The 15,277-nt window shown below is 35.5% G+C and carries 15 protein-coding genes and 1 tRNA gene; 7 read left to right on the top strand and 9 right to left on the bottom strand.

All coding sequences use genetic code 11. The annotated features are described in order from the left end of the window. Window positions 1–154: 154 nt before the first annotated feature. The 3 genes from RK01_RS02125 to RK01_RS02115 form a co-directional block, all read right to left on the bottom strand. A complete protein-coding gene (locus tag RK01_RS02125; RefSeq protein WP_016171658.1) occupies window positions 155–643 on the bottom strand; it encodes a hypothetical protein in 489 nt (162 codons plus the stop codon). A 413-nt stretch (window positions 644–1,056) separates the two neighbouring features. Continuing rightward, window positions 1,057–1,144: transfer RNA gene (locus RK01_RS02120), tRNA-Ser, on the bottom strand. Window positions 1,145–1,338: 194 nt separating this feature from the next. Beyond that, the gene (locus RK01_RS02115; protein ID WP_016171657.1) at window positions 1,339–1,917 is read right to left on the bottom strand and encodes a TetR/AcrR family transcriptional regulator; all 579 of its coding nucleotides are present in this window, start codon (window positions 1,915–1,917) and stop codon (window positions 1,339–1,341) included. Window positions 1,918–2,322: 405 nt separating this feature from the next. Here RK01_RS02115 and RK01_RS02110 point away from each other — a divergent pair, with 405 nt between their 5' ends. Both RK01_RS02110 and RK01_RS02105 read left to right on the top strand, forming a co-directional pair. After that, window positions 2,323–3,078: a threonine/serine exporter family protein gene (locus RK01_RS02110; protein ID WP_016171656.1), complete on the top strand. Its 756-nt coding sequence runs from the start codon at window positions 2,323–2,325 to the stop codon at window positions 3,076–3,078. Then, on the top strand, window positions 3,078–3,536 hold the full coding sequence (locus tag RK01_RS02105) for a threonine/serine exporter family protein (RefSeq protein WP_195516276.1): 459 nt from the start codon (window positions 3,078–3,080) through the stop codon (window positions 3,534–3,536). The genes RK01_RS02110 and RK01_RS02105 overlap by 1 nt, the downstream gene beginning before the upstream one ends. Window positions 3,537–3,551: 15 nt before the next feature. Here the strand turns inward: RK01_RS02105 and RK01_RS02100 are convergent, their stop codons facing one another. Both RK01_RS02100 and RK01_RS02095 read right to left on the bottom strand, forming a co-directional pair. Further along, on the bottom strand, window positions 3,552–3,983 hold the full coding sequence (locus RK01_RS02100; protein WP_016171654.1) for a universal stress protein: 432 nt from the start codon (window positions 3,981–3,983) through the stop codon (window positions 3,552–3,554). Between the two features lie 13 nt (window positions 3,984–3,996). Further along, a complete protein-coding gene (locus RK01_RS02095; RefSeq protein WP_016171653.1) occupies window positions 3,997–5,355 on the bottom strand; it encodes an Nramp family divalent metal transporter in 1,359 nt (452 codons plus the stop codon). A 297-nt stretch (window positions 5,356–5,652) separates the two neighbouring features. Between RK01_RS02095 and RK01_RS02090 the strand changes: the two genes are divergently transcribed. Next, window positions 5,653–6,249 carry a TVP38/TMEM64 family protein gene (locus tag RK01_RS02090; protein WP_016171652.1) on the top strand — a complete coding sequence of 199 codons (597 nt, stop codon included), beginning with the start codon at window positions 5,653–5,655 and terminating at the stop codon, window positions 6,247–6,249. A gap of 172 nt (window positions 6,250–6,421) precedes the next feature. Further along, window positions 6,422–8,224, top strand: coding sequence for a glycerophosphoryl diester phosphodiesterase membrane domain-containing protein (locus RK01_RS02085; protein WP_016171651.1), 1,803 nt, complete (start codon window positions 6,422–6,424; stop codon window positions 8,222–8,224). A 135-nt stretch (window positions 8,225–8,359) separates the two neighbouring features. Here the strand turns inward: RK01_RS02085 and RK01_RS02080 are convergent, their stop codons facing one another. After that, the gene (locus RK01_RS02080; RefSeq protein ID WP_016171650.1) at window positions 8,360–8,566 is read right to left on the bottom strand and encodes a hypothetical protein; all 207 of its coding nucleotides are present in this window, start codon (window positions 8,564–8,566) and stop codon (window positions 8,360–8,362) included. A gap of 476 nt (window positions 8,567–9,042) precedes the next feature. Between RK01_RS02080 and RK01_RS02075 the strand changes: the two genes are divergently transcribed. Beyond that, on the top strand, window positions 9,043–9,711 hold the full coding sequence (locus RK01_RS02075) for an MIP/aquaporin family protein (protein WP_016171649.1): 669 nt from the start codon (window positions 9,043–9,045) through the stop codon (window positions 9,709–9,711). Between the two features lie 174 nt (window positions 9,712–9,885). Continuing rightward, window positions 9,886–10,155: a hypothetical protein gene (locus tag RK01_RS02070; RefSeq protein WP_016171648.1), complete on the top strand. Its 270-nt coding sequence runs from the start codon at window positions 9,886–9,888 to the stop codon at window positions 10,153–10,155. Between the two features lie 71 nt (window positions 10,156–10,226). On the opposite strand, the gene RK01_RS02065 is transcribed toward RK01_RS02070, so the two are convergent. The 3 genes from RK01_RS02065 to gdhA all read right to left on the bottom strand — a co-directional run bounded on the left by RK01_RS02065 (window position 10,227) and on the right by gdhA (window position 13,819). Further along, complete coding sequence (locus RK01_RS02065) at window positions 10,227–10,604, bottom strand: YxeA family protein (protein ID WP_016171647.1); 378 nt, start codon at window positions 10,602–10,604, stop codon at window positions 10,227–10,229. A 401-nt stretch (window positions 10,605–11,005) separates the two neighbouring features. After that, window positions 11,006–12,352: a glucose-6-phosphate isomerase gene (locus RK01_RS02060; RefSeq protein ID WP_016171646.1), complete on the bottom strand. Its 1,347-nt coding sequence runs from the start codon at window positions 12,350–12,352 to the stop codon at window positions 11,006–11,008. A 117-nt stretch (window positions 12,353–12,469) separates the two neighbouring features. After that, window positions 12,470–13,819, bottom strand: a complete 1,350-nt coding sequence (gdhA, locus tag RK01_RS02055; protein ID WP_016171645.1) for an NADP-specific glutamate dehydrogenase — start codon at window positions 13,817–13,819, stop codon at window positions 12,470–12,472. Between the two features lie 124 nt (window positions 13,820–13,943). On the opposite strand from gdhA, the gene RK01_RS02050 reads away from it, so the two are divergent. Continuing rightward, entirely contained in the window at window positions 13,944–15,203 is a 1,260-nt protein-coding gene (locus RK01_RS02050; RefSeq protein ID WP_016171644.1) for a BaiN/RdsA family NAD(P)/FAD-dependent oxidoreductase, read from the top strand. Window positions 15,204–15,277: the final 74 nt, after the last annotated feature.

The raw sequence follows: 15,277 nt of genomic DNA, 5'->3' as shown, positions 1-15,277 counted from the left end.
ATAATTTACAAAATGAAAGCATTCAAAAAAAGACTTAAAGGATCTCAGACAAAAAATTTATTGCCCTTTAATTTCTAAAAGTTCAGGCAAAAAACTCTTTGCATCTCCATTAAGTCTTTATTGCGTCTTTTTACTCGTTGGGGTTGGCTAATATTTAAGCTTGTACAGAAGCAGGCTTCAACTCAAAAATAAGTTTATATTCCCGTTCTTGTAAATCCCCACTATAAGTTAAATCGTAATCATGAGCTAAAGTATTTATCGTTTGCCCTCCCAAACGAATCGCAGCATTTCCCACTAAAGCTAAGCTGGTATACATTTCTTTAGCAATACGATGCGCGTCATTATTCCGCTTAGCTAACTTCATTAACAGTTCAGCGCTATCGCAATCATCTCCTGTTTGTAACACAGAGGTAATCATTTTAGATCCCTTAATAAATGGAAATAACGGTACTACACTGATTAACAACATAAAAGCAAGTTTTCCTGTCACTACAATTGATTCCTGTTCTTCTGCAATTACCTCTTTCAGTTGTTGGAAATCGGAATACTCGGCTGATGATAACGGAACATTTGCAAAAGCATTAAAATAGCGTAAATCATCTTTGGTCAAATCCTCTTGTGGTTCATTCTTTTTTTCACTCATGTTACCCCTCCTTAAACCCACGTTTTAACTTTTCTCTATTTTTATTCTAACATTTTTTTAATTTATCGCAAATAAAATACTATTTTCTTATTCAATAAAATTCCACAAATAAAAAATACGCCGCCAAATATCAATCAAAGATGATTAAAAAAAGGATTAAATGACTGTATAATTGCTTTCTAATGGAGAATAAAATAATAAATCAATTTTCCATTTTTAAAGTAATCCTTATCCCATTTGTTATTTTGTAAAAATGTATTTTTACTAAACTTTGGCAAAATATCATGAAATTAAATAGATTTTCTATTCTCCCCAACCGGTATAGAAAAATCAGGATATACCGCTACTTTACCTTCTTTTCTAGATCTAGCCAGTAAAAAAAGCCTACAATGCAATATTGCATTGTAGGCTTAAGGAGAGTACGGGATTTGAACCCGTGCACCGGCGTAAACCGGCTCGCTGGATTTCGAGTCCAGTGCATTACCGCTCTGCCAACTCTCCATTTCATTACTTCTTTTATTTTCGCTAAATTTGAAAAAAAGTCAATCAAGAGATATTGGCTAAAAAAACGCGCACTAATTCTAAAACGAAAAATCGCCTTTACCCAACTAAAAATGTTACAAAAAGAAAATTTAGAGGTGATTTTTCTATTTTAGAGATTAACACGCGCGCTGCTAGGCAAGATTCTTAGTATTTTAACCTTCTCCATTAAAAATCTTTTCAGGGGCATCCATTTTTAAAATACCATCAACAGCAGATTGGATAAGTTCTGCGATTTGCTCTTGCGAAGGGTGGATAATACCTGAAGACATTAAAGAAGCAATTCCTGTTACAGTAATCCAAGTTCCATCATGTAAGGCTTTAATGTATTCATCAGATAAATCAGCATATTCTGGGCAGTTGGAAACCATCTTTTTGAAATACTCATAAGAAAACTCATGCATCATCTTACCGCCGCCATATTCGTCAACAAATAATGCCACATACAAATTACGGTTTTCTTGGGCAAAATTAATATAATTTAAGCCTAAGTCAACAATTTGATTGCCTGTATGTTCAATTGGAAACACATTTTCTTGTAAATCCCGCATAACAGTTTCTACTAACGTGTTTTTTAAATCCTGCATATTTTTAAACTCTAAGTAAATTGGTTGGGTGGAAATACCCATTTTTTTTGCAATATTGCGGGCTGTGAACTTACCGAAGCCATCTTTTGAAATAACTTCGTAAGCGGCTTTCAATATTTGATCTTTTGTATAAACCTTCCGGCGCATAGAAAGTCACCTCTCCTTTATAATAACATTTATCATTCATACGTTTATTGTAAACAAAAATAGAATTTTTGGGAAATGATATACCTCAAAAATAGTTATCTATTTTAAAGAAAAAAATTTGTACGATAACGAGAAGTAGTAAATTAACCAATAGTTCACAATAAATTTATGACATAAAATATCTTAAAAAGATAATATGACATTTCACAAACTATTACAACTGTTATTTTTATTAAATCTATATTAATTTATTTTAAGCAACTCCTGAGATTTCTAAATTTTCTGACATTTATTACAGAATGTTCTTGAATTCGTCATCGAAAAATCGCCTTCTGCATAAAAATTAAAGGCAATTCAAGCATTGAAATGATAGAATAGAAGCAACTTTATAAATGAGGTAAAACGATGAAAGAAGAATTGGTTTTAAGTACCTGTCTTATGGCAGGACGCATTATGATGGAAAATGGCTCCGAAGTCTATCGTGTGGAAGATACAATGAATCGGATTGCAGAAAACGCGGGTATCTCTAATACAGTCAGTTACGTAACGGCCACCGGCCTTTTTATGAGTATTCGTAATTCTTCTTTTTCTCAATTGGAAGAAGTACATGAACGTTCTATCAATTTGGAAAAAATTGTGGCAGTTAATCATCTGTCACGAGAATTTGCGGCCAAAAAAATTTCATTGCTTCAACTAAACGAGCGCCTGAAACGTGTCAACAAGGACACACCTAGTTTTTCTTTAATCTGGCAAACATTGGCCGCAGGTTTTGTTAGTTGTACACTCATGTACATTTTTGGTGGCACATGGCAAGATTTTGTGCCGACTTTTCTGATTGGCTGTCTGGGTTTTATTGCGGGTATATATATCAAAAAATGGTTACAAATGCGTTTTTTAGACATGTTCGTGGCAGCTTTTGTCATTGGCACGTTGGCAATTTTCAGCGTGAGAATCGGCTTAGCAAACAACGTCGATCATATCATTATTGGTGCTGTAATGCCTTTGGTACCAGGAGTTGCCATCACCAATTCTTTTCGCGACATTTTATCGGGGGATCTACTCAGCGGTACTGCCCGCGGGATTGAAGCTTTATTTGTTGCTGCCGCAATTGGGGTAGGAATTGCCACCACTCTCCTTTTATTTGGAGGTGGGATTGCATGATTACGTATGGTATTCATTTTTTATTTAGTTTTATTAGTACTGTTGCTTTTGGCATCATTACCAATATTCCTAAGCGTTCTTTAGTGGCTACTGGTTTAACCGGGGCTATTGGCTGGATGATTTACTGGGGATTACGGCAAAATGCTCAAGGACTGGGCTTTTCTAATTTTGTTGCTGCAATTGCCATTGGGTGTCTGAGTATTTTTTTCTCGCGCCGACTAAAGATGCCCATGATTATTTTCAATATTCCTAGTTTGGTTCCTTTAGTACCCGGAGGCCCTGCTTACCAAGCGATTCGTGAACTGGTTTTAGGCGATTCAACGAAATCTTTCGATAATTTAAAAATCGTTATTATGACTGCCGGTGCTATTGCTGCAGGTTTCATGATTACATCATTGGTAGAGACACTTGTTTTTAAATGTAATGCCTATATAAAAAAAACAGCTCACAGAAAGTGAGCTGTTTTGCTATTTTTATCGAATAATCAACACCGAACATCTAGCCTCTTTTGCCATTAAAGCAGCCTGACTGCCTAAAACAAGTGGCGTGTGATTGGCCTTACTTTTTGAACCACAAATTAATAAATCAGGTTTAACAGCTGGTAAAACGTTATCCAAAATAGTTTGTGCTGGCGCTCCTTCATCTACCACAATTGTGGTTTCTTTCAGGCCATTTGCCAGAGCTTTTTTACGATATTCTTCAGCAATAGCAATCGTTTCCTTCTTATGGGTAGCAATGGTTTCAGGAGTTAAATATTCATAGACGTTTAATCGATTAATTTCAAAAATAGTTGTGATTGTTAATTTGGCTTGGTGCTCTACAGCATAACTCAAAGCGTAATCGAAAGCTTTTTTTGAATCAGCGGAATCATCCACTGCCACGAGAATACATTTAAAATTGTTCATTTTTTTCACCCTTCTATCCATTTGCTCCAGTTAAAGTACTGTAAATTAAGAATAAGTTTAATAACGTCAATACAATTGCAATAATCCAAGCTAAAACTTTCATCCAAGTTGGATTGGCAAAACGCCCCATAATTTTTTTGTCACTTGTATAAAGTGTCAATGGGATAATAGAAATAGGTAGTGCGATACTTAAGAATACTTGTGTATACAACAGCAAATCTTCTACGGCTGATTCACGCCCACCGTATAAAATGACGCAAATAATAACTGGAACAATCGCAAGCAACCGTGTTACAACCCGACGCATCCACAAAGGCATTCTCAAATTAATAAATCCTTCCATTACAATTTGACCAGACAGAGTACCTGTAATTGTGGAATTTTGACCAGATGCTAATAAAGCGACCGCAAATAATGTACTTAAAAGTGGACTGGCAATATCCCCGACAATATTAGGATCTTTTAGTGCATCGTATAAATCAACAAATTTTCCTAAATCACTATTTGTACCATAGAATAATGCGCCACCTAATACTAATAATAAGCAGTTAACTACAAACGCTACAGTAAGCTGAATATTGGAATCCCAAATAGTAAATTTAATCGCACGTGCTTTTTCTTCATCGTCATTGCGGTCGAACTTTCGAGCTTGGGAAATAGAGGAATGCAAATATAAATTATGGGGCATAACTGTTGCCCCTACAATCCCCAGCGCCAATAAAAGCATCGATTTATCTGTGGCGATCTGAGGATCAGGGATAAAGCCCCGCAGTACTTCGCCTAAATGAGGTTGTGCTAAAGCAACTTCATAAGCAAAAACCATAAAAATTACTGCTATTAGGACTGCCACAATTGCTTCAATTTTCCGAAAACCTAACTTGGTTAATAATAGCAATAATAAAACGTCGAATGTTGTAATCAAGACACCAACCAGTAAAGGTAATCCAAATAATAATTGTAAAGCAACAGCCCCACCAATGACTTCAGCAATATCTGTCGCCATAATGGCAAGTTCTGTAATGACCCACAACACAAAACCAGTTTTTTTAGATGTATGCTCGCGCGTCGCTTGTGCTAAATCTCGTCCCGTGACAATTCCTAGTTTAGCAGCCATTCCTTGTAACAGCATCGCAATTAAACTCGATAATAAAATCACGCTTAATAATGCATACTTATATTCTGCTCCCCCTGCAATGGAAGTAATCCAGTTTCCTGGATCCATGTAACCCACCGCAACTAAAGCTCCTGGACCACTATAGGCTAACAGAGTCCGGAAAAAACTAGCATTTTTGGGAACATCTACTGTATTGTTAATCTCCTCTAGACTAGGACCGTTGGCGTATTCAATCAATTTTTCTTTGTGATGACTCATTTTCTCACTCTTTTCTATATAACTTAATTAATTTTTAGGTTAGCCGAAACTTTTGATAAATTGAGTGTACACCTAAAATTTTTTTCTGTAAACTAGAAATAAAATAAATAGGCTAAAAATATCTTAATTTTTTTAAATCAGCCTCTAGTCTGATGGCATTCCGTTATAAAAGCGCTTATACTACAGTTGATAAAAGAATTGCCTTACATTTTTGTTTGTTTATTGTCAGACAAAAAATAGGGCAAATAAAAAAATTCCTTGTATAATACAAGTATACCAAACAAAGGAGATGAGACCATGAGTATCGCTCTTTCTCGCAAAATTATTAATACGATTTCTATTATTGGCATTTTAGTGTCTATCGCTTTAACGATATATTTTTTTAATTTAGGTGTTTTTAAAGATATTAACGCCTTACGAGGTTTAGTCGGTAACTCCATTATTTTGGGTCCGATTATCTTTATTCTTTTGCAAATTTTACAAGTGGTCATTCCCATTATTCCTGGCGGCATTTCTAGCGCTGCTGGCGTATTGATATTTGGTCCTTTTGCTGGTTTCATTTACAACTATGTCGGTATTTGTATTGGTTCTATTATTATTTTTCTTTTGGGACGTCGTTATGGCAAACCTTTTATTTTAAGTATGATTAGTGATAAAACTTATAATAAATATATTGGTTGGTTAGACAACCAAAGCCGTTTTGAAAAATTATTTGCGTTAGCTATCTTCTTACCGGTAGCACCAGATGACGCACTTTGCTTGATGGCTGGACTAACCAATATTTCAGTTAAAAAATATGTTTGGATTATCCTATTGGCTAAACCACTTTCCATCTTTCTTTATAGCATGGCATTAATTTATGGCGGCTCATTTCTAACTGGTCTACTGGGTTAAAAATAGTTGCAACAGTTACCCGAACACATTGAAAAGCTTTTTATGATGACATCAAATCTTAAAAGCTTGCGCAATTTTGTGTTCGGGTCTTTTTTTGCTATTTTAACTTTCAACTAGTCGCTTTTCTTTGTTGAAATTTGTTTTTCCGCTACAATAGAAACAGGTGATGAAAATGAAGTATTTAAAAGATTCATTGAAAAACACTTGGGATTTTTTAGTGAAAACAAATGTTTACTTTCGAGATGTTTTATTAATGCATGGTTTTATTTTATTTATTGTAATTCCTCTTTTAAGCAGTTCTACCAAATTTATTTTAAAACGGGGACAAATTCATTATTTATCGTATGATAATTTAGGTGAAATCGCCACACAACATCCAGCAGTAACCTTTTTACTGGTACTCATACTGCTACTTATTTTGTTGCTGGTTTTTTTTGAATTTACCTTTTTATTACTGAGTGTCTATTTCATTGAAAAAAAGCAAGCAGTTTCGTTAAAGCAATTATTACGGATGACAACGATTCAACTAAAGAAATTACGTCCGAGTGTCTTTTTGTTTTTTCTTTTCTATTTTTTACTAATTTTACCGATCGGAGGTTTGAGCTTCAATTCAGATTTATTAGCACGCATTAAAATTCCAGCTTTTATAATGGATTTTATTTTTACCAATCGTTTGTTAATTATTTCCGGTTTTGTTTTCTTCTATCTCGTTTTAATTTATATTGGGATTCGTCTTATTTTTGCTTTACCCGAAATGATTTTACGTGATCGCCCTTTTAAAGAAGCTTTTAAAGAGAGTTTACTCATTACAAAACGCCGCTTTTTTGCTATTATTGGTCGTTTTCTCTTTATTGGTGGGTCAATTTTATTGATTACAGGTCTTAGCTTTACTATCGTAATTGGTGCACAAGCATTGGTAGAAGAATTTTTCCCGGATTATGCTTTAATGAGCGCTGTTTTTGCTATGACATTACTCCAATTCTTTTTACTCGTTAACTTGGTTTTATCTACTGTCGGTATTTTTTATATTATTATCGATTTTATGAACGACGAGGGCTTTTTACCAGAAATTCCGAGTTGGTTTTATCAAGAGGATTTACCAACACCCCATTTTGAAAGCATCAAAAATACTCTATTACTTTTAATTGCGATTCTTTTTGGTGTTGGGGTTAGTCTCTATAATATGGATTATTTGGATCAAGATATTACTAAAATCCCGGTAACCATTTCTCACCGGGGAGTCAATGACGGCAATGGTGTGCAAAATAGTTTGGCAGCATTGAAAAAAACAAGTCAAAGCCAACATCCAGATTATGTTGAGATGGATGTGCAGATGACAAAAGATCAGCAGTTTGTCGTAATTCACGACTTCAATTTGAAAAACTTAGGTGCACTAAATCGCGCCCCTGAAAAAATGACACTCGCTGAAATTCAAAAAGTCACTTTACATGAAAATGGCCAAAGCGCTAAGATTGCTACCTTTGATGCTTATTTAGCTGAAGCAAAACGGCTCCATCAAAAATTATTAATAGAAATTAAAACGCAAGAAAAAGATACTGCACCAATCGCTGCTACTTTTTTAGAAAAGTATCAAGCTGAAATTGAAAAAAATGGGCATTTGATTCAAAGTTTGTCTTTTTCAATTGTCGAAACGCTCAAAGAGCAAGCGCCTCAACTTACCGTAGGCTACATCTTGCCTTTTAATGTAGTGGGTCCTCCCATTACAAAAGCAGACTTTTTAACAATGGAATATTCTACTATTAACCATAATTTCATTACGTCTGCAGAAGAAGATGGCAAAAAAGTTTTTGTGTGGACGCCCAATAGCAGTGATGAAATGAGCCGGATGATTTTTTATGAAGTGGATGGGATTATTACAGATCAAATGGCTACATTAAATCAAACCATTCGTGATGCACAAGAGAAGGTCACTTATTCAGATAAGCTATTAAACTTTGTTATCGGGGTGGGTTAATCACGGAAATCAAAAAAGGATTTGGCTGGCAATTTCCAGCTAAATCCTTTTTTGATCGAATACAACCTACAAGCTGTACCCCACTATAAATGACAATTCCTGTTTTTCTAGTTTACACTAGAAAGTTGTCATTTATTAAGCTACAACAGCAACATTTCGGATATTTTCATAACGCACCAACAAACGGTTTTGCGCTTCAATCACTTTTGGTCGATCACAACGTTCACATTCTGTCACAGAAATCAAGACGGTATGCGTATATGTATGTTCGACAAATCCTGCGACTTCACTAGTAAATCCTACTGGTTTGCATATGTATGTTTTTCCAATTTCTATTTCCATTAATAACACCTCCTCTTCCTAATTTCAGGTATATCATAACAGAAAAAATTAGATTTGAAAACGCTTTTTGTGTATTTTTTTAATTTTTTCGTTTTATCTATTTTTGATATAGACCAAATATTGAAAAACTCCAATTAAACTGAAACTATTTATTAAAAAATTGTTTTATAGTCGGATATTTAAGACTATACTCTCTATTTATTTTTTCTATTTTTTTATTTTCACATTAAATATGGAGCAATACCAATTACAAAATGAAATATTATTAACTTCATTTATACAAAAAAAAGAATGCTTTTTTCAAAATTTAAATGAGAAAAATAAAAATGTAAAATAACAATAGATATAAATAGTGTTTTTATTATAAATATCATTTTGTTTCTCCCATATTCCGCACTTAGACAAGATAGGTCCTATCTTTTTACAGGCATTGACTTTATTACTATAATTAACAATAAAGAAAGGAGATGAAAATTATGACTTTATTTAGAAAGTGCTTTGGGGAATTCATGGGAACTTTTATGTTGGTATTTGTCGGCACAGCTACAGTTGTTGTTGGTAAAACAGATCCACTGGCAATTGGTTTAGCATTTGGGTTAACGGTTACTATTATGGATCTTGCCGTTGGTCACGGCGCATTATCAAATGGCTTGTTTAATCCGGCGGTTACAATTGCTATGGCAATTAACAAACGAGTAACTTGGAAAGATTCAATCTTTTTTATCGTTAGTCAATTTGTTGGTGCAATCGTGGCATCATTCTTTGTAGGCGTCTTTGGCAAAGCATTGAAAGTTCCAGCTGGTTCTTATGGTCAAACAGATTTTAGTGAGATTAGTGCAGGGATGGCATTTGGCGTTGAAACACTTATTACCTTCTTATTTATCTTTGTTATTATTATGTCTACTAGTAAAAAATATGGTAGTGGTCCATTGGCCTCTTTTGCCATCGGACTTGTTTTAGCCCTCTTAATTATCGTAGCGCTAAACTTAACTGGTGGATCGCTTAATCCCGCTCGTAGTTTTGGCCCTGCCATTTTTGCTGGCGGCACTGCCTTAAGTCATTACTGGGTATATTTATGTGCACCGATCATCGGTGGAGTATTAGCAGCTTTTGTGACACAATTTTTAGGTAGTGAAGAAGCCTAATACATGACTTCAGATACCAAAAACAGTTCCTGATATCAGGAACTGTTTTTTTATAGTTTTTATAATCGAAAAGTTTGAAAACCATTTATCTAACAATTTCTCGAACTAATTTCATGCAGGATTAAGAAAAAACCTTTATAATGACGGGAGAACATTTTGGATGAGGTGAAAAAAATGGAAGAATTCGAAGGCCTCCTAGTAAAAACTGTCCTTTTACAAGAGCAGCCGATGCGTCTATCCTTAATCAAATTAGCTAAAGATGGGGAAATTACAGAAGGAATAATTAAAGATCGCTATCTTTCCAACTATATTTTTCGATTACCTAATAACAAATATACATTAAAAGTCACTGGCAAACGCAATCAACGTAATCAGTTAGTCATTAAACATATGCAAATCAAAAATGTTGATGACTATATCAAAGTTATTGGGACGCCAGAATAATTTAAAAATCTTTTGCTATCTTTAAATCCCCAACCTTCAATCACAAGGCTGGGGATTTTATATTTTTTACTTTAATCAATCACTGCCAGAGCTGCTTTAGGAATTTCGTTTTTTGAAATTTCTTCGTATTTTTTTACAAAGGCCCCTTTATTTTCTAATTTCAAGTAATGACCTTGCTTCAATTTAGACATTCCAGAAAATTCAATCGTACGTTTATTGCCCTCTTCATCTGCTGCCACTTGACGATAATGCGCTGTACCATAATCATTGACATCCTTAGGCTGGGTCGTCTTCACGTAGATATTCCCTTCTTTAACAAAAGGATTCATGCGATCAATTGTTTGGGCAAATTCCCCGGAAGCATCATCTGAAAATATTAAAGCTCCTCCAATTAGGACACCTAAAATTAACGTGACCCCGACTGCACCTTTAATTAAACGTTTTAACATTATTTACAACCCCTTTATTCTGTTTCTTGATACTCTTATCATACCGGGTCTTACTAGGGGAAGTATCGTACTTTAGTCTTAATTTTCCTAACACAATTGTCACCTTTGCCAATAAATTTGTAAGATTTAAGGGGAAATTAAGGCAATGTGATTATAATCATCTTATACTTTTGGTGGGCGAGTTTTGGTGCTTTGCTCTGGGATAATCTGTGACGACAGTCTATCCAAGTTTGAGAGGCAGGTTCGATTCCTGCCGTCCACGTTTTACTACCACAAAAATATGGCAGAAATTACGCAATTCGTCTGTCCTAGTGATAGAAAATATCATCGGGACAATCGCAATATCCTTCATAGCAAAAAAAGACAACGGTTTGAAAACCGTTGTCTTTTTTGCGCCACTATTATAAGCGTTCGTTTAATTCTTTTGATAATTCTTCAAAGCCTGGTTTACCAAGGAGAGCGAACATATTTTTCTTGTAAGCCTCTACCCCTGGTTGATCAAATGGATTAACGCCATTTAGATAACCAGAAATTCCCACTGCGATTTCAAAGAAGTACATCAAGTAACCTAAAGTGTAAGCATCCATTTCAGGAATTTTCACTAATAAGTTTGGTACATCCCCATCAGTGTGCGCTAATAAAACACCTTCAAAAGCTTTTGTATTAACAAAGTCTACTTCTTTACCTTGTAAGTACCCTAAACCATCTAAATCTTCTTTTGTTACTGGAATTTTAACTGATTTACGAGGTTTTTCTACTTTCACAACAGTTTCAAAGATATTGCGGCGACCTTCTTGAATGTATTGACCTAATGAATGTAAGTCAGTGGAGAAGTTCGCACTAGAAGGATAGATTCCTTTTTGGTCTTTACCTTCAGATTCACCGAATAATTGTTTCCACCATTCAGAAAAGTATTGCATACCTGGTTCGTAGTTAATTAGTAATTCAGTTACTTTACCTTTACGGTACAAAATATTACGCATTGCGGCATATTGATAAGCTTCATTTTCTGCTAATTTGTCAGAAGCATAAGCTTTAGAAGCATCTGCTGCTCCTTGCATTAAAGCATCAATATCAGCCCCACTAGCTGCAATTGGTAATAAACCTACAGCAGTTAAAACAGAGAAGCGTCCACCTACGTCATCAGGAATAACAAAAGTTTCCCAACCTTCAGCGTCAGCTTCAACTTTAACTGCACCTTTTGCTTTATCAGTCGTAGCGTAAATACGTTTATTCGCTTCTTCTTGTCCGTATTTGTTAACTAATAATTCTTTAAATACACGAAACGCAATCGCAGGTTCTGTCGTTGTTCCAGATTTTGAAATAACGTTAACAGAAAAATCACGATCGCCAATAACTTCAATTAAATCTGCTAAGTAAGTTGAAGAAATAGAATTCCCAGCAAAGAAAATTTGTGGAGCTGATTTGTCGTTTGCATTCATATAGTTATAAAATGAATGATTTAGAAAATCAATGGCAGCGCGGGCACCTAAGTAAGAACCCCCAATTCCGATAACAACTAATACTTCTGAATCAGATTTGATTTTTTCTGCTGCTTTTTTAATACGAGCAAATTCTTCTTTGTCATATTCTGTTGGTAAGTTAACCCAACCGATGAAATCACTTCCAGCACCTGTGCCATTACGCAATGCTTCATGAGCTGCAGTGACTTGACTTTGCATGTAGCCTAATTCATGTTCATTAACAAATGGTGCTACTTTTGAATAGTCAAATTTAATATGTGACATTTAAGCTCCTCCTTGAAATGGATAAATTTAATACATGTAATACTTTACGTTTTTTATGCTTTTTTTTCAAGTAACTTACTGTAAGAAAACACCATGAATTCAACCTGTTTGCCAGCTTTAGACAAGTCCTTGAGCTAACATGGCTTTTGCTACTTTTGCAAAACCAGCAATATTAGCCCCCATCATTAAATTATCTTTTTTGCCATAGCGCTCGGCAGTATCGCGACAATTTTGATAAATATTTAGCATAATATCATCTAACTGTTGATCCACTTCTTCTTTACTCCATTGTTGACGTTGTGAATTTTGGGCCATTTCTAAAGCAGAAACGGCTACCCCACCAGCATTTGCTGCTTTCCCTGGGCAATAAAAAATATTTTGGTCAATAAAGTATTCCGCAGCTTCCATCGTACACGGCATATTCGCCCCTTCTGCGACCACTTTTATTCCGTTAGTTGCCATTAATTTGGCTTGTTTAAGATCGATTTCATTTTGGGTGGCACAAGGTAGAGCAACATCTGCTTTTATTTCACTGTTCCAAACAGAATCACCTTCAAAGTACTGCGCATTTTGACGTTCTTTAACATAAGCAGTTAATCTTTCTCGCCGAACTTCTTTTACATCTTTTAGTAAAGCTAAATCAATCCCATCAGGGTCATAGACATAACCACTGGAGTCAGAGGCAGTTACGGCTTTTGCACCGAGTTCGTTTAATTTTTCAATCGCATAAATGGCTACATTACCGCTGCCGGAAACAATGACTGTTTTTTCTTTAAAACTGTCTTTTTTATCTTCTAATAAATGCTTCACGTAATAGACAACACCATATCCAGTTGCTTCAGTCCGACCTTTACTTCCCCAAAACTCTAAAGGTTTGCCGGTTAAAACACCTGCATCATATTGTTTCAAACGTTTATATTGACCAAATAAATAGCCGATTTCTCTACCTCCAACACCAATATCACCAGCTGGAACATCGGTATCCGGTCCCACATGTTTGGCAAGTTCGGTCATAAAACTTTGACAAAAACGCATAATTTCGTTGTCCGATTTACCTTTTGGATCAAAATCTGCCCCACCTTTACCGCCACCAATAGGTAGGTCTGTCAAACTATTTTTAAAAATCTGCTCAAATGCTAAAAATTTTAAAATACTCAAATTCACACTTGGATGAAAACGCAATCCGCCTTTATAAGGACCCAAAGCTGAATTGAACTGAATCCGGTATCCTCGGTTTACTTGCCAATCGCCCTTATCATCTTGCCAAGGAACACGAAATTGAATGACACGTTCTGGCAGAGAAATCAATTGCAGTAAATTGCTCTTTTGATATTCGTCGTGTTCTGCCAAAAAAGGTTCAATTGTCGAGAAAAACTCATCCACTGCTTGTAAGAATTCTGTTTGATCACGATCTTTTTCGTGTAGACTTTTTTGGACTTGTTGAATATACTCTTTTGCGTTTGTCATAATTTCCCTCCGAGTAAAATATTTGTCACGTCTTCATTTTACCAAAAAACGTGGTTATCGTCAGAATTATTTGATAATAGAACAAAATTCCAAACTATGCTACACTGCAGCAAGAGGTGAAATCATGGAAAAAAAATACGATGTAATCGTGATTGGAGCGGGTCCTGCCGGTATGATGGCCGCTATCAGTGCAGCAGAAAATGATGCGACTGTTTTATTAGTAGAAAAAAACAAACGATTGGGTAAGAAAATGCTCTTAACCGGTGGCGGCCGGTGTAATGTCACAAACAATCGTCCTGTTAATGACTTAATTACCCATATCCCAGGCAATGGCAAATTTTTATATAGTACTTTTGCACAATGGAATAATGAAAATATCATGGATTTTTTTAATAGTCGCAATGTCCCCTTAAAAGAAGAAGATCATGGACGAGTCTTTCCAGTAACAGATCGTTCCAAAACAATTGTAGATGCCTTATTTGATGAATTAAAAAAACAAAATGTTACCGTTTTGACCAATACGCCTGTAACAAAACTTGTTCATGATGACACGCGTGTTTATGGTATTCGTTGTGATAAAGAAGAATTTGAAGCACCCTGTGTTATTATTACCACTGGCGGAAAGACATATCCTGCAACAGGTTCTACTGGCGATGGCTATAAAATGGCAAAATCTTGTGGACATACAGTGACGCCGCTTTTTCCAACGGAAGCGCCGTTAATTTCAGAAGCAGAATTTATTCTGGCAAAAACATTGCAAGGCCTCTCTTTACAAGACGTCAAATTAAGTGTTTTATCTGGCAAAAAAGTTGTGACTGCTCACACCATGGATTTACTGTTTACTCACTTTGGCTTGTCTGGACCAGCAGCACTTCGCTGTTCCTATGCTATCAACCAAGAATTGCGTACTGGCAAATCAAGTGTGCTCGTCTCTTTAGATTGTTTTCCTAACCAAACAAAAGAGATGCTGTTAGACGATTTGACAGCTCGCAGCCAGACCAAAAAAAGTCTAAAAAATGCTTTGACTCAGTGGCTGCCTGAACGCTTATTACAGTTCTATTTAGAAAAATTGTCTTTAAGTGACTTACCTGCAGAAAAAGTCACCAGTGAACAATTGGCAAGCTTAGTCTCCCTTGCCAAAAACTTTGAAATTCCCATTATCCGTACTTTTGGACTTGAACGTGCATTTGTGACCGGTGGTGGAATTAACTTAAAAGAAGTTATCCCCAAAACGCTGGAAAGTAAGCTTCGTGAAGGATTGTTCTTTGCCGGAGAAGTCTTAGATGTCAATGGTTATACAGGAGGATACAATGTTACCACTGCCCTCTGTACTGGACATGTGGCCGGCAAAGCAGCTGCGGAAATTGCGAGTTGGCAAAACTGAAAGAAAGTCTGAACAGACTTTTTCAGCTCTTTAATGCAATAACCTTGGTCTATTTTATTGCTTGTAAAAATCAT

This window comes from Enterococcus dispar ATCC 51266 (assembly GCF_000406945.1).
GTDB classification, from domain to species: Bacteria; Bacillota; Bacilli; order Lactobacillales; family Enterococcaceae; genus Enterococcus_C; species Enterococcus_C dispar.
Note: the sequence above shows the minus strand (reverse complement) of the source record. Positions and strands in the feature narration are given on the sequence as shown.

Excerpts from the sequence above, each read along its gene's own strand:
- RK01_RS02125 (WP_016171658.1), bottom strand. The coding sequence starts at position 643 with ATGAGTGAAAAAAAGAATGAACCACAAGAGGATTTGACCAAAGATGAT.
- RK01_RS02115 (WP_016171657.1), bottom strand. The coding sequence starts at position 1,917 with ATGCGCCGGAAGGTTTATACAAAAGATCAAATATTGAAAGCCGCTTAC.
- RK01_RS02110 (WP_016171656.1), top strand. The coding sequence starts at position 2,323 with ATGAAAGAAGAATTGGTTTTAAGTACCTGTCTTATGGCAGGACGCATT.
- RK01_RS02100 (WP_016171654.1), bottom strand. The coding sequence starts at position 3,983 with ATGAACAATTTTAAATGTATTCTCGTGGCAGTGGATGATTCCGCTGAT.
- RK01_RS02095 (WP_016171653.1), bottom strand. The coding sequence starts at position 5,355 with ATGAGTCATCACAAAGAAAAATTGATTGAATACGCCAACGGTCCTAGT.
- RK01_RS02090 (WP_016171652.1), top strand. The coding sequence starts at position 5,653 with ATGAGTATCGCTCTTTCTCGCAAAATTATTAATACGATTTCTATTATT.
- RK01_RS02085 (WP_016171651.1), top strand. The coding sequence starts at position 6,422 with ATGAAGTATTTAAAAGATTCATTGAAAAACACTTGGGATTTTTTAGTG.
- RK01_RS02080 (WP_016171650.1), bottom strand. The coding sequence starts at position 8,566 with ATGGAAATAGAAATTGGAAAAACATACATATGCAAACCAGTAGGATTT.
- RK01_RS02075 (WP_016171649.1), top strand. The coding sequence starts at position 9,043 with ATGACTTTATTTAGAAAGTGCTTTGGGGAATTCATGGGAACTTTTATG.
- RK01_RS02070 (WP_016171648.1), top strand. The coding sequence starts at position 9,886 with ATGGAAGAATTCGAAGGCCTCCTAGTAAAAACTGTCCTTTTACAAGAG.
- RK01_RS02065 (WP_016171647.1), bottom strand. The coding sequence starts at position 10,604 with ATGTTAAAACGTTTAATTAAAGGTGCAGTCGGGGTCACGTTAATTTTA.
- RK01_RS02060 (WP_016171646.1), bottom strand. The coding sequence starts at position 12,352 with ATGTCACATATTAAATTTGACTATTCAAAAGTAGCACCATTTGTTAAT.
- gdhA (WP_016171645.1), bottom strand. The coding sequence starts at position 13,819 with ATGACAAACGCAAAAGAGTATATTCAACAAGTCCAAAAAAGTCTACAC.
- RK01_RS02050 (WP_016171644.1), top strand. The coding sequence starts at position 13,944 with ATGGAAAAAAAATACGATGTAATCGTGATTGGAGCGGGTCCTGCCGGT.